This is a genomic window from Yoonia sp. (assembly GCF_036770585.1).
Lineage (GTDB): Bacteria > Pseudomonadota > Alphaproteobacteria > Rhodobacterales > Rhodobacteraceae > Yoonia.
In genome coordinates, this window is record NZ_DAIPIW010000021.1 from 16,087 (window position 1) to 36,553 (window position 20,467).

Genomic DNA, 20,467 nt, shown 5'->3' on the forward strand with positions numbered 1-20,467 from the left:
CTGAAATCGGCGGGCCGTGCTATGCGCATCCACAAGCCCCGTCTTGCATTCAAGCCATGGAAAATCTCATGCGTAACCGCCCTGCCATTGTTCTGATACTGCTTGCGGTCATCGCGGTTGTGCTCGTGCAGTTTCTGGTAGCTGTCAGGGGCGACAGCTCTCCGCCTGCACCCGTTGCGGGCACATCGACCCCTGCTGCGTCCCAACCGGCACCAGCGGCACCGGCCACGCAGGAATGGGCACCGGATTATGGTGGCCTGACGCCGGAAGAGTTCTATGCGCGTCAGGATGCCGCCGAGACGGCAGCGGAACTGGCGGAACGCGAAAGAAACCAGGGCGAACGGCCACCGGCGGAATTCGACGGTCTTGAAGGCGTTTCACCCTGGGGTGTCTACGACGAACTGGACCCCCCACCAGAAGAAGAGCCAGTGCAAGCCGAAGCACCCGAGCAAACCGAGGAACCGGCGCAGGACGACGCGGAATTGACCGAAGAAGAACGGGCCGCGCAGGAAGCCGTCGAGGAAATCCTCAACCGCGAGTGATCAGTCGAGGAACGCCTTTTCCACCACATAGTGCTGCGGGTTCGAGTTCGCGCCTTCCACCAGACCGTAGTCTTCCAGCATCGCCTTCAGTTCGAGGTTGAATGCCAGGTTGCCGCAGATCATCGCGCGGTCTGTCTGGGGTGAAAGGGGCGGCACGCCAAGGTCGGCGAAAGCCTCGCCCGAGCGCATCAGATCGGTGATGCGGCCCATCTTGGGGCTCTCTTCGCGGGTGGTGGTCGGGTAGTACTTGATCTTCTTCCAGAAACCTTCGCCGATCACGTCGTTCAGCAATTCGTCTTCCTTCAGGCTTTCGATCAGGTCGCGACCATAGGTCAGCTCGCCCACTTCGCGGCAGGTGTGGGTGATGATGACCTCGTCATAATCCTCGTAGGTCTGCGGTTCGCGCAGCAGTGACGCGAAAGGGGCAAAGCCCGTGCCGGTGGCAAAGAACCAAAGCCGCTTGCCGGGCAGCAGCGCGTCGTGGACCAGTGTGCCGACCGGTTTGGGACGCAGGATGATCTCTTCTCCGGGCTGGATGTGCTGCAATCGCGATGTCAGCGGCCCGTCCTGCACCTTGATCGAGTAGAACTCCAGTTCTTCGTCCCAAGAGGGCGAGGCGATGGAATAGGCGCGCATGATCGGCTTTTGCTTGCCTGTCGCGGGGTCGGGATCGCCCATCAGACCGATCATCACGAATTCGCCGGACCGGAACCGCAGCGAGGCGGGCCGCGTGACACGGAAGGAAAACAGACGGTCGGTATAGTGCTTCACATCCGTGACGGTCTGCGCGTCGGGCAGGGTGGGCACTGGCTTGGCGGTATCGAGGGTCAATGGTTTTTGCTCGGTCATCATCGTCATGGCAGCCTGATATGGCCGCCCTCCGTCATAGTCGTTGATCTGGATCAGGGAAAGGGGCAGGGCCGGATTTGCCCCGCAAGCGGGCCTGATAGTGGTGGTTTTGCCAGTCGGCGCGGGCCAGCCACTGGTCCTGGGGCTGGCGTTCGGCAAGGTCTTCGCTGATCTCGACCTCGTCGAAACCGCTGCGGCGGGCCATGGCGTATTGATCGGCCAGCACATGGCCGCGGGCGCGCAGGCGCCCCTTGTAACCTGCACGGCGCAGCAATTGCGCCAGCGTGAAACCGCGCCCATCGGCAAATGACGGAAAATCGATCCTGATCATCGGCGCGTCGGTCAGCCCCGCAAGCGCATCCGGCGATGTGTCGGATGCAAGGTCGATGCCATAGTCGCAATCATTCGCGGCACCGCCTTGCAGCCCGACAAATCCGCCGGTGAAGTCATCGGCGGTAAAGCCGCTGTCGGTGACGATCACACTCATGCGGCGCGCTCCTCTCTGGTGACACGGCCGTTGGGGCCGAAATGAATACCGCATTCGGTTTTTTCCGTTCCACGCCAACGGCCTGCGCGTGGGTCTTCATGTGCGCTGACGCGCGTCGTGCAGGGCATGCAGCCGATGGAAGGATAGCCTTGGGCAACCAACGGGTGCCGTGGCAGGTTGTGTGCGTCCATATAGGCCTTCAGGTCTTGTGCACTCCATCCCGCCAGCGGGTTGATCTTGATGCGGGCCCCGTCCTTTTCGTAAAGCGGCAGTTGCGCGCGCTGTCCGTTCTGGAACTGTTTGCGACCCGTGATCCAGCCGCCGAAGCCTTGCAAGGCCTTTTCCAGTGGCCGCGTCTTGCGCAGATCGCAGCAGGCGTCCGTGTCGGCCAGATGCAAGATGCCGTCCACATCTTCGGTCAGCACTTCTGTGCGGTCCGGGCTGATGATCCGCACATCGGTCAGGCCCAATTCCTCTGAAATCTGGCGCTGATAGGCGAGGGTCTCGGGGAACAGCATCTCGGTATCGAGGAAGATGACCGGCGTGGCCTTGTCGATCTGTGCCACCATGTGCAGCAGCACGACGCTTTCAGCCCCGAAAGAGGACACAAGGGCGACGGGCCCGATTATGTCATCGGTCAGGGCTTGGCGAAGAGCTGCCGTGGTGTCGGCGACGCGTGCTTTGGAAATACCATCAAGCGGCATCTTGTTTCTCCTCGGAGGGATAGAGAATCTCTTTGAATGGGCCGAGGCCCAGACGGCGGTAGGCTTGCAGAAAGGTCTCGGTCTCGTCGGTGCGCAGGTCGAGATAGCCTTTCACCAGCCGCTCGATCGCGGGCACGATCTCTGCGGCGCTGAAACCGGGGCCGGCGCGTTCGCCGATGGTGGTCGTCTCGGTTCCGTCACCGCCCAGCGTGATCTGGTAGTTTTCGACACCGGCGCGGTCGAGGCCGAGGATACCGATGTGCCCCACGTGATGATGCCCGCAGGCGTTGATGCAGCCCGAGATCTTGATCTTCAGCGCGCCGATTTCGTGTTCGATCTTCAATTCATCGAAACGGGTGGCGATCTCTTGCGCGATGGGGATCGAACGGGCGGTGGCCAGCGCGCAATAATCCATGCCGGGGCAGGCGATGATGTCCGAGATCAGACCGATGTTCGCCGTCGCCAGATCCGCCGCGCGCAGGGCGGCGTAAACCGCCGGCAGGTCGGATTTGTGGACATGCGGCAGGATCACGTTCTGCTCGTGGCTGATGCGCAACTCGCCATGGCCATAGCGTTCGGCAAGGTCCGCCATGACGCGCATCTGGTCCGAGGTCGCATCGCCCGGCGTCGCACCATGCTTTTTGATGCTGATCGAGACGATGGCATAGCCTTCCGCCTTGTGTGCGGCGAGGTTGGTGTCCGTCCAAGACCGGAAGGCGGGGTTGGCAAGGCGTGCGGCCTCGTAGCCGTCGGTGGGTTTGGTCACGAAGGCGGGCGGGGCGAAGGCGGCTTCGAGGTCTTTCAGCAGGTCCTGATCAATGCCCGTAAAGGCATCGCGGATTGCGACGAAACGCTCTTCCACCAGCCCCTGGATTGTCTCCAGCCCGTTCTCATGCAGGGTGATCTTGATGCGGGCCTTGTATTTGTTGTCACGGCGGCCCAGCAGGTTGTAGACGCTGACGATGGCCTCGACGTAAGGCAAGAGGTCCGCCTTCGGCAGGAAATCCCGCAGCACCTTGCCGACCATCGGTGTCCGACCCAGACCGCCGCCGACGATCACCTCGAAGCCGGGCTCGCCAGCCGCATTGCGGACCATGCGCAACCCGATGTCATGGGCACGGGTCACGGCGCGGTCCTGTGCTGCACCTGTCACGGCGATCTTGAACTTGCGCGGCAGGAACTGGAACTCGGGGTGGTCGGTGGACCACTGGCGCAGCAGCTCGGCGATCGGGCGGGGGTCTTCGATCTCGTCCACCGCAGCACCGGCGAAATGGTCGGCGGTCACGTTGCGGATCGTGTTGCCCGAGGTCTGGATTGCATGCATGCCCACATCGGCGAGTGCATCCAGCATATCGGGCACGTCGCGCAGTTGCGGCCAGTTGTACTGGATATTCTGGCGGGTGGTGAAATGGCCATAGCCCTTGTCCCAGCGGTCGGCGATAGTGGCCAGCTGGCGCATCTGTGCGGGGTTCAGCGTGCCGTAAGGGACCGCCACGCGCAGCATATAGGCGTGCAGTTGCAGGTAGAGACCGTTCATCAGGCGCAGCGGCTTGAATTCGTCTTCGGCCAATGAGCCGTCGATACGCCGTTCCACCTGCGCGCGGAACTGGGCGACACGGGTGCGGACAAAGGTCTCGTCAAAGTCGGTATAGTGATACATGCGTCATTCCTTCACGGCGGCAAATCCTCGACGAGGATTTGGGTCCAAAGTCTCATCGAGACTTTGTCAGCCAGCCTGCTTGCCATGGTTGTAGTTGGAGGGTCCGCGGGTGCGGAACGCCTCGCGGAAGTGGGTGGGTTCGGGGCCGTGCGCGCCGGATTTGGCGTCAGCAAGGTAGGCCCCCGCGATTTCATCGCGGCGCGATTGCGCCTCGAGCAGGCGCAATTCGGCGTGGGCCTCGTCCGTCAACAATTCGGCCTCGGCAATGTCACGCGACCAGCGGTCATCTTCGGTCAGCCAGACGGCATCACCTTCGAGCAAGGCATTGGCGGTGACGACTTTGGGTGTGAAGACACGGGACATCATGCAAACTCCCTGATGTTTGTGGCTTGGGCTGCGGCGTCGCGTGGGGCGAGGCCGTAGAAAGTGATGGCAGGGCCGGTGAGGTTGGCTTGGGTCATGGTCGGTTCCATCTCGGCCAATGTCGTGGCGATGATCCGCTGGTTGGCGCGGCTGACGTTTTCGATGATCGTCACCGGCGTGGCAGGATCGGCACCATGCATCAGCAGCCGGCCCTGGATAAAGCGGGCGGATTTCTTGCCCATGTAGATCGCTGCGACCTCTCCCTTTTGCGCAAGCGCGCGCCAGTCGTGGTCGGCATAACCCCTGGTGTCGTGCCCCGTGATCAGGCGCACGGCCGAATTGCGGCCACGCTTGGTCAGGCTTTGGCCGATATTGGCAACGGCGGCAGAGGCGGCGGTGATCCCGGGGATGATGCTGTAAGCGATATCGTGGGCTTCGATGGCCGCGATTTCCTCGTCCAGACGGCCAAAGACGGTGGGATCACCAGCCTTGAGCCGCACCACGTGGTGTCCGTCCAATGCGTGCTGGACGATCAGCGCGTCGATATCGGCCTGCGCCATGGCCTTGCCGAACCCCTCTTTGCCGGCATCGATGATGATCGCCTCGCGGCGGGCGAGTTCGAGGATTTCCGGCGTCACCAGACGGTCGTGAATGACGACATCGGCCTTGTCGATGGCGTTGCGGGCTTTCAGCGTCAGCAGCTCTGGATCGCCCGGACCGGCACCGACAAGATCGACATGACCGGCAGAGTGGGCTGTGGTCGCAGCCGCGTCCAGCAGAGATTCGAGCGCGGGCAGAACGCCAGCTTCACCCTTTTCGGCAATCGCCTTGGGGCCAGCGCCGAAATAGAAGGCCTGCCAGAAATCGCGGCGCTTTTTGCCCATCGGCAGCACATCGACCGCATGGCGGAAGGTCTTGCCGATCCGCGCAAGGATGCCAAGCGAGGCGGGCAGACGCTCTTCCAGATCGGCCTTGATCGCACGGGCAAGGACGGGGGCCGCGCCTTCGGTGCCGATGGCGATGGTGACCGGATCGCGGTCCACGATGGCGGGGGTGATGAACTGGCTGTCTGCCAGATTGTCCACGATATTGACCAACGCGCCTTCGGCATGGGCAATGGCGGCAACGCGGGCGTCTTCGGCGTCATCCTCGTTGGCGGCATAAAAGAGTGCGGCGCAAAGCGCGTCGCCCGGTGCGACGCGGCGGTTGATGACCCGCAGCTTGCCTTGTGCTTCCCACTTGCGGATATCCTCGGCCACGTCTTCGGCAATCACCGTCAGATGGGCCTCGGTCTTCATCAGCAGGCGCAGTTTGGCCATGGCGGCGTCTCCGCCACCCGACAGGACGATGCGGCGGCCTTCGACGGCCAGGAAGATCGGAAAGTGCTTCATCGGGGACCTCGGAATTTCTGACTTCAATATAGAATATCGTTCTGATATTAGCTGCCCCATCTGGGCTGATAAGGAACGGTGTTCTATATCTGCGCAAATTTGGACCGGGTGTCCTGTCAGAATGGAGAAATGAGAATGTCAGTGCGGATCGACGCGACAGACCGGAAGATTTTGGCGGCATTGCAAGCGGATGCAGCCCAGTCGCTGGATGAAATCGCCAAGACTGTGGGCTCGTCCAAGACCCCCGTCTGGAACCGGATTCGCAAGTTGCGCGAGGCGGGGATCATCGGCCAGCAAACGGTCCTTCTGGACGCCGAGGCGCTTGGCTTCGAGGCCTGTTTCTTTGTCCTAATCCGCACCTCGGAACATGATGCAGACTGGCAGGGCAAGTTCCTCAAGGCGTTGAAATCACGTCCCGAAGTGCAAGAGGCGCACCGGCTGGCAGGCGATATCGACTATATCCTGAAGGTGCGTGTCCGCAACGCCCGCGCCTACGACAACTTCTATCAGGCCCTGATATCCGAGGTGAAGGTCCACAACGTGACCGCGCTTTTGTCGATGGAGGAAATCAAGTCGACGGTGGCACTGCCTTTGCTTGATTTGTGAACACCGTTCATTTTGGTTGACCTGCCGGGAATCATGCTCTAGCAATACGTGAACATTGTTCAATATGGAGAGAGCCATGTCCCTGCCCAAGATGACGATCACTGTCGTTACCCTTTCCCTTGCCGCCGCCTGCGCCGCCCCAAGTGCCCGTCACAGCGCTGCCGCGACCAGCCACGGTGTCACCGCCGCCGCGATGAGCGGGGCAACGGTCTCGGCGGTGCCGCTGGTTGTTGGTGGCGGTTCGCTTGCGGTCAGCGGCGCCGCGCTGGAAAGCGCCGGATCAGCCGCGGTGCAGGGCGGTGCCGCGGTTCTGGATACGACCCTTGGTGCGCAGCCGGTCTGCGACGCCCGCGATACGGGCGCGCTTTGCGTTGCCCCCGATGCACCGCCGGCCTTGTAAGGGAAGGGTATCATGAAGCGTTTTCTGAAAACCGCCTGCATCGCCCTTGCCCTTCTTGCACCGGTGCCTGCCACAGCAGGCAGCAGCGCCAGTGGCAATCCCGTGCTGCCCGCCGCCGAGGTCGCGGGCTTTGCCGACCGTGTGCAGCATGATCTTGCAGCCCGCGGCGCGCAGGTCGCCATCGTTGCCCGCGTCGGGCGCGATCCGGCCGTTCTGCCGGACGGGATCGACTATACCCATGTGGCCTTTTGGGTCTATGCGCGCATCACCCGCGCCGATGGCAGCACGGGGCAGGGGTATCGGGTCTATAACCTCTACCAGCGCGATGGTGACCTGACCCGCAGCGATCTTGTGCAAGATTCACCTGCCGAGTTCTTCGCCAATGTCCATGATCTGGATGCCGGGGTGATCATTCCCGACACCCGCCTGCAGCGCAAGATCCTCGCGGTCATCGCAAGTCCCACCTATGCGGCGCTGCACAATCCCGACTACGCCGTCCTGTCAAACCCGCGCAACCGCCAGTTCCAGAACTGCACCGAACATACGCTGGACGTGCTGATGGCGGCGATTTACGGCACCGACGACCCTCTGCGGATCAAGGCCAATATCGCGGCCCATTTCACGCCCCAGCCGATCCCTGTGAACGGCTTGCAGCGGCTGTTTGCGCCCGTTGCTTCGGCAGCGCTGACAACCTCGGATCACGACGGGCAGGTCGCCACCGCCACCTTCGGATCGCTGGCGCGGTTCATGGCGCAATACGATCTTGCGGACGAGATTTACCGTATCACACCTGACGGTTCGCGGCGGTTCTGACCATCAACCGCTTCAGCCCGTGAAAGTGATAGACATCCGCATATTCCGGTGTCTCGGCCAGCCCCAGGTCGGGGCACCGCTCGAACAGCACCTGCAATGCGACGCTAAGTTCCAGCCGCGCCAGCGGCGCGCCCACGCAGAAATGGATGCCACCGCCAAAGCTGGTGTTTTGCGGCCCCTTGCGTTCGGGGTCAAAGCGGGCGGGCGCCGCGTAAGCCGCAGGGTCGCGGTTGCCCGCCGCCAGAAGGCAGGCAATCTGGTCGCCCCGCTTGAAGCGATGCCCCCCAAGCTCAAGATCCTCGTAGACCCAGCGAGTGAACATATGCAGCGGCGGATCGAAGCGGATCACCTCTTCCACGGTTGCCTCGGTGATTGTGCGCACGCCCTGTTCGAGCAGCGTCTTGGTCCCGTTGCCCAGCGTGTGCACCGTCGCCTCATGGCCTGCGTTCAGCAGCAGGATGCAGGTCGTGATCAGCTCGTCCTCTGACAAGCGCTGGCCATCCTCGCGGGCGGCAATCAGGGTCGAGATCAGGTCATCGCCGGGTGTTTTGCGGCGCTTGGCGATATAGCTGCGCATAAAAGCCACGAATTCCTCGGTCGCGGCGATGGCTGCGGCTTCGGTTTCCGGCGTCCGGCGTGCCTGATACATGGCAACCATCGCATTGGACCAGCGGACCAGATCGTCGGCGCGGTCTTCGGGCACGCCAAGCAGACGCGAGATGACAATCACAGGAACGAGCTGCGCATAGGACGTCAGCAGATCGAACGGACCTTCGGGAAAGGCGTCGATCAGGGCGTGGCACAGCACACGTATGTCAGGTGCGAGCGCGGCAATGGTCCGGCTGGTGAACGCGCGCAGGACAAGGGCGCGCAGCCGCGTGTGCCGCGGCGGTTCGAGTTCCAGCATCGAATGGGCTTCGACGTCAAAAAACGGTTTCAGATGCGGCGGGATCGCCGGCGCCAGCTCGGGCGGGCATTCACGCCCCATGCGTCTGTCGCGCAAGACAGCATGGACCATCTTGTGGCTGACCGCGCAGGCCATTGCATAGTCATTCCACCAGAAAAAATCACCTGCCGCGCGGGCTTTTTCATAAAACGAATAGGGGTCCTGAACGAAGGCGGGATCGGTCGGAGACTGTGACAGTTTTTGCATGCCTCAGGTGTGGCGAACTCGGTTGGCCGATGCAAGTCCCAGATAGTCTTCTGCCATTGCAAGGGCTTAGCCGGTCATGAGAAACAGGCGGTCGATCATTGTGTACATTTGTGCGCCGCGACGTTCTGACACGCCTTTGGCCTCATATTTTTGTGATAGTTTTTGTTGCAATGGGTGTCAGGCTGGGTCGAAAAACCGGCACAGGGCCTGCGCTGGGGGGAAGGGAGACACGATCGTGGCCAAGGCGTCGATGACCGAAGACGCGTTTGATCGTGTCGAATACGAAAGGGCTGGAGAGCAGTTCCGGCTGTTCAACAGGGACCTGCCGGATACGGCGGTTGTCTCGGTCGCAAGAGAGGTCGTCAGGCGGTTAGCATTTCGGATGCCACGAGAGACGCACGAAAACATTTTGCCGACACCTGCCGAGGTTGAACGCCTCTGCGATGCGCTGCTGGACCATGACAGCGACACCGCGGAATCGATTATTCTGGATGCACGCCGTGACGGGGTTCCGGTCGAGACGATCTATCTGGGCTATGTCGCCGCCACTGCGCGGCGTCTTGGCGACCTCTGGAATGGCGACCAGATTTCTTTTGTCGAGGCAACACTGGCCTCGGGCAAGTTGTTCCGGATCGTGCGCGGGTTGCGCCGCATCGTCGCGAACTCGATCCTAGCGGACCGGGACGAGCGTCCGGCGATGTTTGCGCTGGTGCCGGGCGAAAGCCATTCCCTTGGGATCGAGATCGCAACAGATATCTTCCGCCGCAACAACTGGGAAATCGACATGATGGTCGGCCTCGATCACGATACTTTGGTCGATCGGGCGGACAATCGGCACTATCGCGCAATCGTTCTGGTGGCCAACAGTGAAAATCTGATCGAATCGCTGACGCGGCTGGTTCTGGCGCTGCGGATTTCTCATCCGCTCGCATTTATCGTCGTGGCCGGAAATATCGTCGATCTGCATCCTGACATCGAAATGCTGGTCGGTGCCGATGACGTCATCAAGGATATCGAAACGGCGGTCACACGCCTGAAAGACCTGGTCGAGGAACCTGTGGCCTAGCTGCTGGTGGCGGCAAGTGCATCGATGATCGGGATGAAATCCGCCGCCTTCAGGCTTGCGCCACCCACAAGCGCACCATCGACATTGGCGACAGCAAAGATTTCAGCCGCATTGCCGGCCTTGACGGACCCGCCGTAGAGCAGCGGAAATTCCGCGCCATCGGCGAACCTGTCCGCTAGACGCTGGCGGATATGGGCGTGGACCTCGGCCACCTGTTCCATCGTTGGAATTCTGCCTGTTCCAATGGCCCAGACAGGTTCATAGGCGATCACCGTATTGGCCGCCGTCGCGTCATCGGGAACCGATCCGGCAAGCTGGGTATCAATCACCGACAGCGTCGCGCCTTCTTCCCGTTGGTCCAAAGTCTCGCCGATACAAATGATTGCCCTTAGCCCCGCGCGATAGGCGGCCTGCGTCTTGGCGGCGACCATGGCATCACTCTCGCCATGATCCGCACGGCGTTCCGAGTGACCGGTCAGAACGGTCCTTGCACCCGCATCGGCCAGCATCTCGGCGCTGATGTCCCCGGTATGGGCACCATAGGCGCTGACATGGCAGTCCTGCCCGCCGATGCCGAGAGGCAGATCGGCACAGGCCGCAATCAGCGTGGCGGGGGGGCATATAAGAACCTCGACCGACGCGGCCTGATGGGCGGCAATCGCGCGCAGCACGTCCAGATCGGCCCTCAGGCCGTTCATCTTCCAGTTTCCGGCAGCAATCTTGCGAGGCATCAGAGGTCCTTCATGTCAGGGATGTGTCATCCAGCGCGTCACCGCAAAGGGTCAAGGCGTGTATGGCAGGAAAGGGCGCGGCACTTGCAGTTGCCTTGTCGATCTGGGAAGGCCAAGTCACCTCCGAAGCCGGCCTTACGACTGGGCAAGCTTTTCGTCGAACTTGATCGATTCACCACAGCCGCAGGCGTCAACGACATTCGGATTGCGGAATTTGAAGCCGCTTTCAAGAAGCGAGACCTCGTAATCGATCTCGGTCCCGAACAGGAACATCTGCGCCATGGGGGCGATCATCACGCGGGCGCCCTCTTGCTCGACGACTTCGTCCAAGGGGTCAACCTCGGTGACGTAGTCCATCGTGTATTCCATGCCCGCGCAGCCGCCCTTCTTGACGCCGATCCGCAATCCCTGATGCCCGTCCTTGGTCATCAGTTTTGCGATTTGCGCTGCTGCCTTGTCGGTGATCGTCACCGCTTGCTTGCCGGGGATGCCGAACATGGGGTGTCCTTTCGCTGTTGCACCGAATGTAAGGGCTTTCGGGCGAAATTCCAAGCGGTGCAAGGGCAGTCCGGACGATGTATCGCAAGGTCCCGGGGCGACGGCTGGCGGATCACCCCGCCAGCCGCCCGGTCTTGCGGGGTTCAAAGACCCATGCAGTTCGCGTAGTAGGTCGTCGTTGCGGGCCAGTCCGAGAACACACCGATCACGCCCACGTCCTGCGCCAGAACGTGCAGCACTTCGAAATAATCGCCGTCACGGTCTGTCACTGCGGCAACCGACTGGAAATACCAGCCGCCGCCATTGGCCAGCGGCCCCGAGCGTTCCAGCGTCCATGTGATGATCTGCAGACCGGCCTCTTGCGCGGCAAGGGCAAGCGGCGAGGGCACCATGCGGTCACCATCGAGGGTCAGCAGCATCCAGGTCGGCGGTGCGATGATATTGACGCCCATCGCTTTCAGCTCTTCCATCGTGTTGGGCCAGGTTGCGGGGTCCATGGGCGAGTAGCCATCGACCGTTTCGTATTCATCCATCAGATAGACCGCCTGCGCGCCGAAGTCGGGCTCGTTCTCGATCCAGTAGAGCACATCGTCGAGTTCGAAGGATTGCAGCCAGACATTCGAGGCAGGCACGCCTGCGGCCTTGTATTCATCGACCAGCTTCTGGGCATAGTCTTGCTGGCTGAAACCGTTGAAGGGCATCTCGACCGAGGGGGACTTCAGTTCAGGCGTGAATTTCGCGCCGAGGCTGCGGAAAAGTTCGATCGACTCGGCATGGGTCATCATGGTGGTGTTGTCGACGTATAGGTCGGTGCGCCAGTTCGCTGTGCCGCCCAAGTAGGCTTCCGCCGTGGTTGCGGCATTGTTCGACGCATCCATCTTGGGTGTCAGCGTCCTGAATTCCGCCAGCGTGATATCGCTGGTCCGGCATTCGGCAGAGGCGGGCGTGTCGCCATTTGCCGGTGTGAAAGGCGTCGTGCACCGATCGGCAAGGTCGGAAACCACGATGTTGGTCGTGGTATGCAGGTCGTTCTGGGCATGGCGGCAGACAAGTTCGAGGTCCGCCGTAAAGGTCACATCGCATTCCAGAATGCCGGCGCCCATCTGTGCGGCGGCGACGTTCGATTCGACCGTATGCTCGGGGAACATCAGCGGCGCGCCGCGATGGCCGATGGAAAAGTCCGAACGGGCAGGGGTCTGGGCTGCGCAGGATTCCAGCTGGGTCTTCAGTGGCCCGTCTTCCATCTGCGCGATCAGGAAAGCAGGGCGGGGGCCATAGGTCAGGGCCGTATCCGCAATTGCCGAGGTCGCGGCGAGGGCCGCAGCAACTGTCAAAGAGAGGTATTTCATGGGAAGCTCCATTCTTGTCCACGGACGAAGAATGGATGTCTTGTGTAACCCTATACCGTAGAAATCGTGACGTTTCGGTAACCGCTTCTTGACGGCGGTCGGTGCTGTCCAGCCTCGGGTACGGTCGCCGCAGGGATCGCACTTTGCGGCGTGCCGAACCCTTTGCGGCGCGGTTTACATGAACCCAAGCTCGAGGCGGGCCTCGTCCGACATCATGTCCATGCCCCACTGCGGCTCGAACGTCATTGCGACGTCGACCTGCTTGACACCGGGCAGGGGTTCGATGGCATCCGCGACCCAGCCGGGCATCTCGCCTGCGACAGGGCAACCGGGGGCGGTCAGCGTCATCACGATATTGACGGCGTTTTCGTCATTGATGTCGATCGTATAGATCAGCCCGAGATCGTAGATATTCACCGGAATCTCGGGGTCATAAACGGACCGGCACGCCTGCACGACATCCTCGTAAAGCGGATGCTCGGTGGTCGAGGGTGCAATCAGGGGCGCACCTTCAAGTCGGGCGTTGCTCTGTGTCATGGGCCTGAACTTTCGCTATTCCTGAGCAAAGATATAAGGTTTGTGTCCCCAAGGGTAAAGGGGCGTTCATCGCAGATCGGCTGTGCACCTGTGCGAAGACGGGACGCCGCCCGATGCCGAGGATGCCCGCTTTAGGGTCACCTGCCCGGCGTCCAGCCTGCAAGAAGGCTTTCCAAATCGGACCGCTTGCGTCATATCCGCAGCGACCAAGGACGCTGCATGACCACGAGATTTTCTTTCACGCTGAACGCCACCGACAGCAAAGCCCGCACCGGTGTCATCGATACCCCGCGCGGGCAGATCCGGACGCCTGCCTTCATGCCGGTCGGCACGGCGGCGACCGTCAAGGCGATGATGCCCGAAAGTGTCGCCGCGACCGGCGCGGATATCCTGCTGGGCAATACCTATCATCTGATGCTGCGCCCCACGGCTGAACGGATCGACCGCCTTGGCGGGCTGCACAGGTTCATGAACTGGGACAAGCCGATCCTGACGGACTCGGGCGGGTTTCAGGTGATGAGCCTCGCGGATCTGCGCAAGCTGACCGAAGAGGGTGTCACCTTCAAAAGCCATATCGACGGGTCTCGCCATAGGCTGACGCCGGAACGGTCGATGGAAATTCAAAGGCTGCTCGGTTCCGACATCGTCATGTGTTTCGACGAATGTCCGGCACTGCCAGCGGACCGCAAGCGGATCGAGGACAGTATGGAGCTGTCGATGCGCTGGGCGCAGCGGTCGCGCGATGCCTTCGGGGATCGCCCGGGTCATGCGCTGTTCGGGATCCAGCAGGGCGGGCTGGAAGAGGACTTGCGCGGTCGCTCGGCCGAGGCGCTGCGGGGCATCGGTTTCGAAGGCTATGCCATCGGCGGGCTGGCCGTGGGCGAGGGGCAAGAGGCGATGTTCGCCGTGCTGGACTATGCGCCCGGTCAACTGCCCGCCGACAAGCCGCGCTATCTGATGGGGGTGGGCAAGCCCGACGACATCGTGGGCGCGGTCAAGCGCGGCGTGGACATGATGGATTGCGTGCTTCCCAGCCGCTCGGGCAGGACGGGGCAGGCCTTTACCCATCGCGGCGTTGTGAACATCAAGAACGCCCGCCACGCCGACGACCCGCGCCCCCTGGACGAGACCTGCGCCTGCCCGGCCTGCCGCAACTATTCCCGCGCCTATCTGCACCATGTTTTCCGCGCGCAGGAAATGATCTCGGGCATGCTTCTGACCTGGCACAACCTGCATTATTACCAGCAGATCATGGCGGGGATGCGTGCGGCCATCGCCGAAGAACGGTTTGCGGCATGGGAGGCGGATTTCCATGCGATGCGCGCAGAGGGCGATATTGCGCCGCTTTGACCGATAATTCCCCAAAGGGATCAAAAGAATCGCCCGACATCGCTTGCGAAGCGATGCTATGAAAGGCACTCTGTCAGCCGCGGCGCATGTGGCTGGTTGAAAGCACCCCGACCTCGCACCACATGTTGAGGCCAAGGAGACACATCCGTTGCCGCCAAGCGGGACGGGCGCGTCTTGCCAAAAAAGGAAATGATCATGCAAGAACCATTGAGTTCGTCTTACCCTGTCCTTCCGCTGCGCGACATCGTGGTGTTTCCCCACATGATCGTCCCGCTTTTCGTGGGGCGGGAAAAGTCGGTCCGCGCCCTGGAAGAGGTGATGCAGGACGACAAACAGATCTTGCTGTCGAGCCAGGTCGATCCCGGTCAGGACGATCCAGACCACGAGGGGATCTACAAGGTCGGCGTTCTGGCCAATGTGCTTCAGCTTCTGAAACTGCCCGACGGCACCGTGAAAGTGCTGGTCGAGGGCCGCACCCGCGTGAAGATCACGGGCTTCGTGCCGAATGACAGCTTCTTCGAGGCCTCATGCGAGCATCTCGCCGAAGTGCGCGGCGACCCCGCCGAGATCGAGGCGCTTGTGCGCAATGTCTCGGCCGAGTTCGAACGCTACGCCAAGATCAAGAAGAACATCCCTGAAGAGGCCATGGCCGCTGTCGGTGACGCAGCCGAGCCCGAAAAGCTGGCTGACCTTGTCGCGGGCCACCTCGGGATTGAGGTCGACCAGAAGCAGGGCCTGCTCGAGACGCTGTCCATCGCCGAGCGGCTGGAAAAGGTTTTCGGCATGATGCAGGGCGAAATGTCCGTCCTGCAGGTCGAAAAGAAGATCAAGACCCGCGTCAAATCCCAGATGGAGCGCACCCAGCGCGAATATTATCTGAACGAGCAGATGAAGGCCATTCAGAAGGAATTGGGCGAAGGCGAGGACGGCCAGAACGAGGTCGCCGAACTGGAAGAGCGGATCAACGCAACCAAACTGTCGAAAGAAGCCCGCGAAAAGGCCGATGCAGAGCTGAAAAAGCTCAAGTCGATGTCGCCGATGTCGGCAGAGGCCACGGTCGTGCGCAACTACCTTGACTGGATGCTGGGGCTGCCTTGGGGCGTGAAATCCCGCGTCAAGAAAGACCTTGGGCGGGCGCAGGATATCCTTGATGCCGATCACTTCGGACTGGAGAAGGTCAAGGAACGCATCGTCGAATACCTTGCGGTGCAGCAGCGCTCGAAAAAGCTGAAAGGTCCGATCATGTGCCTTGTCGGCCCTCCGGGCGTGGGCAAGACCAGCTTGGGCAAATCGGTCGCAAAGGCCACAGGGCGCGAGTTCATCCGCATTTCCTTAGGGGGTGTGCGTGACGAAAGTGAAATTCGCGGCCACCGCCGGACCTACATCGGGTCCATGCCCGGCAAGATCATTCAGGCGCTGAAAAAGGCGAAAACCACCAATCCGCTGATCCTGCTCGACGAGATCGACAAGATGGGGCAGGACTTCCGTGGGGACCCGGCGTCCGCGATGCTCGAAGTGCTTGATCCCGAACAGAACGCCACATTCGTGGATCACTATCTTGAAGTGGAATACGACCTGTCGAACGTGATGTTCCTGACCACGGCGAACTCCTACAACATGCCGGGGCCGCTTTTGGACCGGATGGAGATCATTTCGCTTGCCGGTTACACCGAGGACGAAAAACGCGAGATCGCCAAGCAGCACCTGCTGCCGAAGGTGATGAAGAACCACGGACTGCGGCCCAAGGAATTCAGCGTGTCGGATGATGCGCTGACCGCGATGGTGCGTGTCTACACGCGCGAGGCCGGGGTGCGGAATCTGGAACGCGAACTGGCGAAAGTCGCCCGCAAGGCTGTCACGAAGATCGTGAAGAAAGAGGCGGAACGCATTGAAGTGACTGCGGAAAACATCTCTGACTTCCTTGGCGTCGAGAAGCATCGCTTCGGTCTTGCCGAAGAGGCGGATCAGGTCGGTGTGGTCACCGGTCTGGCCTGGACATCCGTGGGCGGCGAGCTTTTGAACATCGAGGCGCTGCGCCTGCCGGGCAAGGGCCGGATGAAGACGACCGGCAAGCTGGGCGATGTGATGAAGGAATCGATCGACGCGGCCTCGTCCTATGTGCGCTCGATTGCGCCCGAGATCGGGGTGAAGCCGCCGAAGTTCGACACGATCGACATCCATGTCCACGTGCCGGACGGCGCGACCCCGAAAGACGGTCCCTCTGCCGGTCTGGCCATGGTAACGTCGATCGTATCGGTGCTGACGCAGATCCCCGTCCGCAAGGATATCGCCATGACGGGCGAGGTGTCCTTGCGCGGCAACGCGATGCCGATCGGCGGGCTGAAGGAAAAGCTGCTTGCCGCCTTGCGCGGGGGCATCACGACCGTTCTGATCCCGCAGGACAACGCCAAAGACCTGCCCGAGATCCCCGATAACGTCAAAGCCGGTCTGACGATCATTCCGGTCAAACACGTCTCGGAAGTTCTGGAGCAGGCGCTGGTTCGCAAGCCTGAACCGATCGAATGGGACGAGGCGGCGGAAGAGGCCGCAGCCGCCGCGCTGAAGGCCGAGACCGGGCCAGAGGCCGCGCGGACCCACTGACCGCACGACCGGAAAGGCGCCCCAGCGGGCGCCTTTCTTTTTGTCTGCCGTGGCTTGACCTTCGGCCTGATCTGACGCGCTATGGGCGCGACTTCAGCACCGAAAGGCAGCCGCGCATGGCCCGCAAGACGACCACGACGACCGACGACGACACAACGGATATGCCGCCACCGCGCCAAGCGGCAGCGGCTGCCGGTGACATGCTCAAGAAGCCTGATCTTCTCGACGAAGTCGTGGCCCGCACCAATCTGCGCAAACGCGATGTGAAGCCCGCGGTGGAGGCGGCGTTGCTGATCCTCGGGGATGCGCTGGGCGCGGGCAAGGACCTTCATCTGCCGCCCTTGGGGAAGGTGCGTGTCGTCAGATCGAAGGATCTCGATGGCGGCGCGCGCGTGCTGACGATCAAGCTGCGGACCCCCAAGAACGCCAGCCTTGCCGGGCCTGACGGGTCGGACGACTAAGCGGCCTTGGCACATCCCGAACTCTACATTCTGCGCCACGGGGAAACCACCTGGAACGCCGAAAACCGCATGCAGGGCGAGCTGGACTCGCCCCTGACCGAAAAGGGCCAGGGGGACGCGCGGCGCCAGAGGGACATTCTGCGGTCGCGTGACCTGGCGGGCTTTGACTTTTTCACCAGTCCACAGGGCCGCGCGTTCCAGACAGCAGCGATTGCGCTATATGGGCTGGCGGGGGTGATCCGGACGGACGACCGCCTGCGCGAGATCGGGGTCGGTGACTGGTCCGGACGGCTGCGCGCCGAACTGCCGATGCCGAAAGGGCCGAACCCGTTGATTGCGCAATACGAAATGGCACCGAATGGCGAGGGCTTCGCCCGTCTCAAGACCCGTGTCCGCAGCTTTCTGGACGATCTGCGCGGGCCTGCCGTGATCGTCACCCACGGGATCACCGGCAGCATGATCCGCGGTCTTGTGATCGGCGAAAAGGCCCACCGCAACGTCAGCCCGCATGGCGGGCAGGGCAGTGTTTTCTGGCTGAAGGACGGCGAACAGGTGGTGCTGGAATAGGCGGCTAGTGCGGGGCCTCGACACCTTCGGCGACAAAGGCATAAACCTGCATGCGATGGTGGGTTTGTCGCATGCCCTTTGACCGCAGCGCCGCAAGGCAAGCGGCCAAACCCTCCTGTCCGTAGCGGTTCGGATGCGCTTCAAAGACAACTGCGCGGATGCCATCGAGGTCGGCATGGGTGAGAAAATCGAGTTCGGCCCCCTCGATGTCCATGATGATGACATCCGGTCTGAAGTCGGCTTTCACTTGCGTCCATGCGACCGTCGGAATTTCGATCTTGGGGTTTTCGGGCTTTCCGACCTTGTAGACTGAAGACCCCAAAAACGAGTTGTGGATGTGAAACGTGATGCTGTCCGGGCGATCCGGATTCGCGGTCAGCAGTTTGTTTTCTACCTTTGCCCGATCTCCGAGGCCGTTGATGTCATACAGTTTTTCCGTATGCGGGATCAGTTCGGGGTTTGCTTCAAAGCTGAGAAGTTGAAGCCGAGGCTTTTGTGACGCGGTAAAGCCGCCGACAAATCCGATCCCGGCCCCCATTTCGACGACATGATCGCCCTCGCGCGTTAGCTTGACGGCCAGCTTGCGTTCCGGCTTTTCGTAGTTGCCCTTTGAAATCTGGCGTGCAAGCTGCGGACCGACAAAGCGTGATTTCGGGATCTTCAGTCCCTCGAACTCTGCGACGATGTCTTGAGGGTCTTGAACCAACACTGCTTCGCCGCCTCTCGTTTTTTTTCAACACACTGGTGAAGGGGCGTGTAACACGCTGGACATTGATTTTCCAAGATCAATGCCGAAGGTCAGGCATCCGTGGCGCGCCCTGAAAGTCTTTGACGGTCGTCGTTTGCGAAATGGAAGAAAGTCGGAAAAGAGCTTCTTGCATCGCCCAGAAACTTCGCCTAAAGGGTGCGCTGTCGGGTGATTAGCTCAGTTGGTAGAGCGCTTCGTTTACACCGAAGATGTCGGGAGTTCGAGTCTCTCATCACCCACCACCCTGCACATCAGATCGAACATGGTGCCGTTTTGTGCGCCACCGCACAGGCTGTGCGGGGAATCGGCAAGTGATAACATGCCGCAAATGTCTTACGCTCGGGTTAACCAACCAAAGGAGCATGAGATGAGCTGGAACCCCGCACTCGACCCCGACTGTCCGACCGGTGATGCCGTCGATGCGATCGAGACGGTGATTGTCCCCCGCGCGCGCGATCTGGGCGGCTTCGAGGTGCGGCGCGCCCTGCCTGCGCCGCGCCGCCAAATGGTTGGTCCCTTTATCTTTTTTGACCAGATGGGCCCTGCGGAATTCCTGACGGGGCAGGGGATCGACGTGCGCCCGCATCCGCATATCGGGTTGGCGACGGTGACCTATCTGCATCGCGGATCGATCCATCATCGCGACAGTCTGGGGACCGATCAGTGGATCGAGCCGGGCGCGGTCAACCTGATGGTCGCGGGGCACGGGATCACCCATTCCGAGCGGATGGATGGCGCGGCGCTGCAAAAACCGCAAAGCCTGTTCGGCATCCAGTCGTGGATCGCCCTGCCGAAAGATGCCGAAGACGGGCAGGCTGCCTTTATCCATGCGCCGAAAGCGGACCTGCCGTTTCTGGAGGGCGAGGGGAAGAGGGCGCGCCTGATCCTGGGCGAGGCTTACGGTGTGCGCGCGCCGGTCGAAACCCCGTCCGAGATGTTCTATCTCGACGTCGTGCTGGACCCGGGCGCGAAGATCCCGATGCCCGACAACCACGAGGACCGTGGTGCCTATGTGCTTGAAGGCGAAGTGGGAATTGCCGGTCAGAGCTTCGATCAGGGCAAGATGATGGTGTTTCGCCCCGGCGACCGCGTCAGTCTGACGGCCGGTCCGCAGGGGGCCCGCGTGATGCTGCTGGGCGGTGCCACGATGGAGGGCAACCGCTATATCTGGTGGAACTTCGTGGCCTCGAGCAAAGAGAGGATCGAAGAGGCGAAAGAGGCATGGCGCAAGGGCGATTGGGAACAGGGCCGCTTTCAGTTGCCGCCCGGCGATGATGCGGAGTTCATTCCACTGCCTGAACGGTAATCGGGACCTGAGGGCGCAACGTCCCGCCTGCATCTTCGGCTGCGCAACGCCGAATCATGGTAAACGCGTTTGTTTGCTGGCTGACAGGGTGCCACCCTATGTACAGACCGCGTACACCGCGCGTATGGCTGGCGTATGCACAGCGATGGCAGGCGCGGGGCCTTAAGGCACCGGACGCTGCTCTTGGTTGCGAAACCGTTAATCCCGCCGTGGGGGCGAAAAAAAACGGTTGAAGCTGTCTTTTGCCGTTGACGGGACAGAGCACCACGATTATCCCGCACCTCA

22 protein-coding genes and 1 tRNA gene are annotated in these 20,467 nt (G+C 61.5%); 11 read left to right on the forward strand and 12 right to left on the reverse strand.

The features are described from left to right. Positions 1-68: 68 nt before the first annotated feature. Positions 69-542: a hypothetical protein gene (locus tag V7N12_RS05805; RefSeq protein ID WP_333713324.1), complete on the forward strand. Its 474-nt coding sequence runs from the start codon at positions 69-71 to the stop codon at positions 540-542. On the opposite strand, the gene V7N12_RS05810 is transcribed toward V7N12_RS05805, so the two are convergent. The 6 genes from V7N12_RS05810 to cysG all read right to left on the reverse strand — a co-directional run bounded on the left by V7N12_RS05810 (position 543) and on the right by cysG (position 5,996). After that, positions 543-1,400 (reverse strand): ferredoxin--NADP reductase, encoded by an 858-nt coding sequence (locus tag V7N12_RS05810; protein ID WP_443089938.1) that lies wholly within the window; start codon positions 1,398-1,400, stop codon positions 543-545. A gap of 25 nt (positions 1,401-1,425) precedes the next feature. Continuing rightward, positions 1,426-1,878, reverse strand: a complete 453-nt coding sequence (locus V7N12_RS05815; protein WP_333713325.1) for a DUF934 domain-containing protein — start codon at positions 1,876-1,878, stop codon at positions 1,426-1,428. Then, positions 1,875-2,582, reverse strand: coding sequence for a phosphoadenylyl-sulfate reductase (locus V7N12_RS05820; protein ID WP_333713326.1), 708 nt, complete (start codon positions 2,580-2,582; stop codon positions 1,875-1,877). Before V7N12_RS05820 ends, V7N12_RS05815 begins: the two co-directional genes overlap by 4 nt. Continuing rightward, positions 2,572-4,242 carry a nitrite/sulfite reductase gene (locus V7N12_RS05825; RefSeq protein WP_333713327.1) on the reverse strand — a complete coding sequence of 557 codons (1,671 nt, stop codon included), beginning with the start codon at positions 4,240-4,242 and terminating at the stop codon, positions 2,572-2,574. Before V7N12_RS05825 ends, V7N12_RS05820 begins: the two co-directional genes overlap by 11 nt. 66 nt (positions 4,243-4,308) lie before the next feature. Continuing rightward, complete coding sequence (locus V7N12_RS05830) at positions 4,309-4,605, reverse strand: DUF2849 domain-containing protein (protein ID WP_333713329.1); 297 nt, start codon at positions 4,603-4,605, stop codon at positions 4,309-4,311. Further along, positions 4,605-5,996 (reverse strand): siroheme synthase CysG, encoded by a 1,392-nt coding sequence (gene cysG, locus V7N12_RS05835; protein ID WP_333713331.1) that lies wholly within the window; start codon positions 5,994-5,996, stop codon positions 4,605-4,607. The genes V7N12_RS05830 and cysG overlap by 1 nt, the downstream gene beginning before the upstream one ends. Before the next feature lie 135 nt (positions 5,997-6,131). On the opposite strand from cysG, the gene V7N12_RS05840 reads away from it, so the two are divergent. From V7N12_RS05840 to V7N12_RS05850, 3 genes are all read left to right on the forward strand, one after another. After that, complete coding sequence (locus V7N12_RS05840) at positions 6,132-6,602, forward strand: Lrp/AsnC family transcriptional regulator (RefSeq protein WP_333713333.1); 471 nt, start codon at positions 6,132-6,134, stop codon at positions 6,600-6,602. A 76-nt stretch (positions 6,603-6,678) separates the two neighbouring features. Beyond that, the gene (locus V7N12_RS05845) at positions 6,679-7,002 is read left to right on the forward strand and encodes a hypothetical protein (protein ID WP_333713335.1); all 324 of its coding nucleotides are present in this window, start codon (positions 6,679-6,681) and stop codon (positions 7,000-7,002) included. Positions 7,003-7,014: 12 nt separating this feature from the next. Beyond that, a complete protein-coding gene (locus V7N12_RS05850; RefSeq protein WP_333713336.1) occupies positions 7,015-7,815 on the forward strand; it encodes a DUF2145 domain-containing protein in 801 nt (266 codons plus the stop codon). Here the strand turns inward: V7N12_RS05850 and V7N12_RS05855 are convergent. Then, complete coding sequence (locus tag V7N12_RS05855) at positions 7,787-8,968, reverse strand: cytochrome P450 (RefSeq protein WP_333713337.1); 1,182 nt, start codon at positions 8,966-8,968, stop codon at positions 7,787-7,789. The genes V7N12_RS05850 and V7N12_RS05855 overlap by 29 nt on opposite strands. Before the next feature lie 250 nt (positions 8,969-9,218). Between V7N12_RS05855 and V7N12_RS05860 the strand changes: the two genes are divergently transcribed. Then, positions 9,219-10,034, forward strand: coding sequence for a cobalamin B12-binding domain-containing protein (locus V7N12_RS05860; RefSeq protein ID WP_333713339.1), 816 nt, complete (start codon positions 9,219-9,221; stop codon positions 10,032-10,034). Here the strand turns inward: V7N12_RS05860 and tpiA are convergent. The 4 genes from tpiA to V7N12_RS05880 form a co-directional block, all read right to left on the reverse strand. Beyond that, entirely contained in the window at positions 10,031-10,765 is a 735-nt protein-coding gene (tpiA, locus tag V7N12_RS05865) for a triose-phosphate isomerase (protein ID WP_333713340.1), read from the reverse strand. The genes V7N12_RS05860 and tpiA overlap by 4 nt on opposite strands. Before the next feature lie 135 nt (positions 10,766-10,900). Next, a complete protein-coding gene (locus V7N12_RS05870; protein ID WP_333713342.1) occupies positions 10,901-11,263 on the reverse strand; it encodes a HesB/IscA family protein in 363 nt (120 codons plus the stop codon). Between the two features lie 143 nt (positions 11,264-11,406). Continuing rightward, positions 11,407-12,612: a glycerophosphodiester phosphodiesterase family protein gene (locus V7N12_RS05875; protein WP_333713344.1), complete on the reverse strand. Its 1,206-nt coding sequence runs from the start codon at positions 12,610-12,612 to the stop codon at positions 11,407-11,409. 174 nt (positions 12,613-12,786) lie between these two features. Further along, on the reverse strand, positions 12,787-13,149 hold the full coding sequence (locus V7N12_RS05880) for an SUF system Fe-S cluster assembly protein (protein ID WP_333713346.1): 363 nt from the start codon (positions 13,147-13,149) through the stop codon (positions 12,787-12,789). 219 nt (positions 13,150-13,368) lie between these two features. On the opposite strand from V7N12_RS05880, the gene tgt reads away from it, so the two are divergent. The 4 genes from tgt to V7N12_RS05900 all read left to right on the forward strand — a co-directional run bounded on the left by tgt (position 13,369) and on the right by V7N12_RS05900 (position 18,128). Next, positions 13,369-14,499 (forward strand): tRNA guanosine(34) transglycosylase Tgt, encoded by a 1,131-nt coding sequence (gene tgt, locus V7N12_RS05885; RefSeq protein ID WP_333713348.1) that lies wholly within the window; start codon positions 13,369-13,371, stop codon positions 14,497-14,499. 195 nt (positions 14,500-14,694) lie between these two features. Further along, a complete protein-coding gene (gene lon / locus V7N12_RS05890) occupies positions 14,695-17,100 on the forward strand; it encodes an endopeptidase La (RefSeq protein WP_333713350.1) in 2,406 nt (801 codons plus the stop codon). A gap of 116 nt (positions 17,101-17,216) precedes the next feature. After that, positions 17,217-17,561, forward strand: a complete 345-nt coding sequence (locus V7N12_RS05895) for an HU family DNA-binding protein (RefSeq protein WP_333713351.1) — start codon at positions 17,217-17,219, stop codon at positions 17,559-17,561. A gap of 6 nt (positions 17,562-17,567) precedes the next feature. After that, entirely contained in the window at positions 17,568-18,128 is a 561-nt protein-coding gene (locus V7N12_RS05900; protein ID WP_333713352.1) for a histidine phosphatase family protein, read from the forward strand. A gap of 4 nt (positions 18,129-18,132) precedes the next feature. Here V7N12_RS05900 and V7N12_RS05905 read toward each other — a convergent pair whose 3' ends face one another. Continuing rightward, on the reverse strand, positions 18,133-18,837 hold the full coding sequence (locus V7N12_RS05905; RefSeq protein WP_333713354.1) for an FkbM family methyltransferase: 705 nt from the start codon (positions 18,835-18,837) through the stop codon (positions 18,133-18,135). Between the two features lie 205 nt (positions 18,838-19,042). Between V7N12_RS05905 and V7N12_RS05910 the strand changes: the two genes are divergently transcribed. Beyond that, positions 19,043-19,118 (forward strand) — tRNA-Val (locus tag V7N12_RS05910). Between the two features lie 125 nt (positions 19,119-19,243). Beyond that, on the forward strand, positions 19,244-20,182 hold the full coding sequence (locus V7N12_RS05915) for a pirin family protein (protein ID WP_333713356.1): 939 nt from the start codon (positions 19,244-19,246) through the stop codon (positions 20,180-20,182). The last annotated feature ends 285 nt before the right edge of the window (positions 20,183-20,467 follow it).

Coding starts and splice junctions, on each gene's coding strand:
- V7N12_RS05845 (WP_333713335.1), top strand. CDS start 6,679: ATGTCCCTGCCCAAGATGACGATCACTGTCGTTACCCTTTCCCTTGCC.
- V7N12_RS05825 (WP_333713327.1), bottom strand. CDS start 4,242: ATGTATCACTATACCGACTTTGACGAGACCTTTGTCCGCACCCGTGTC.
- V7N12_RS05875 (WP_333713344.1), bottom strand. CDS start 12,612: ATGAAATACCTCTCTTTGACAGTTGCTGCGGCCCTCGCCGCGACCTCG.
- V7N12_RS05870 (WP_333713342.1), bottom strand. CDS start 11,263: ATGTTCGGCATCCCCGGCAAGCAAGCGGTGACGATCACCGACAAGGCA.
- V7N12_RS05915 (WP_333713356.1), top strand. CDS start 19,244: ATGAGCTGGAACCCCGCACTCGACCCCGACTGTCCGACCGGTGATGCC.
- V7N12_RS05860 (WP_333713339.1), top strand. CDS start 9,219: ATGACCGAAGACGCGTTTGATCGTGTCGAATACGAAAGGGCTGGAGAG.
- tpiA (WP_333713340.1), bottom strand. CDS start 10,765: ATGCCTCGCAAGATTGCTGCCGGAAACTGGAAGATGAACGGCCTGAGG.
- V7N12_RS05815 (WP_333713325.1), bottom strand. CDS start 1,878: ATGAGTGTGATCGTCACCGACAGCGGCTTTACCGCCGATGACTTCACC.
- V7N12_RS05840 (WP_333713333.1), top strand. CDS start 6,132: ATGTCAGTGCGGATCGACGCGACAGACCGGAAGATTTTGGCGGCATTG.
- tgt (WP_333713348.1), top strand. CDS start 13,369: ATGACCACGAGATTTTCTTTCACGCTGAACGCCACCGACAGCAAAGCC.
- V7N12_RS05820 (WP_333713326.1), bottom strand. CDS start 2,582: ATGCCGCTTGATGGTATTTCCAAAGCACGCGTCGCCGACACCACGGCA.
- V7N12_RS05850 (WP_333713336.1), top strand. CDS start 7,015: ATGAAGCGTTTTCTGAAAACCGCCTGCATCGCCCTTGCCCTTCTTGCA.
- lon (WP_333713350.1), top strand. CDS start 14,695: ATGCAAGAACCATTGAGTTCGTCTTACCCTGTCCTTCCGCTGCGCGAC.
- V7N12_RS05895 (WP_333713351.1), top strand. CDS start 17,217: ATGGCCCGCAAGACGACCACGACGACCGACGACGACACAACGGATATG.
- V7N12_RS05855 (WP_333713337.1), bottom strand. CDS start 8,968: ATGCAAAAACTGTCACAGTCTCCGACCGATCCCGCCTTCGTTCAGGAC.
- V7N12_RS05805 (WP_333713324.1), top strand. CDS start 69: ATGCGTAACCGCCCTGCCATTGTTCTGATACTGCTTGCGGTCATCGCG.
- V7N12_RS05830 (WP_333713329.1), bottom strand. CDS start 4,605: ATGTCCCGTGTCTTCACACCCAAAGTCGTCACCGCCAATGCCTTGCTC.
- V7N12_RS05810 (WP_443089938.1), bottom strand. CDS start 1,400: ATGACGATGATGACCGAGCAAAAACCATTGACCCTCGATACCGCCAAG.
- cysG (WP_333713331.1), bottom strand. CDS start 5,996: ATGAAGCACTTTCCGATCTTCCTGGCCGTCGAAGGCCGCCGCATCGTC.
- V7N12_RS05880 (WP_333713346.1), bottom strand. CDS start 13,149: ATGACACAGAGCAACGCCCGACTTGAAGGTGCGCCCCTGATTGCACCC.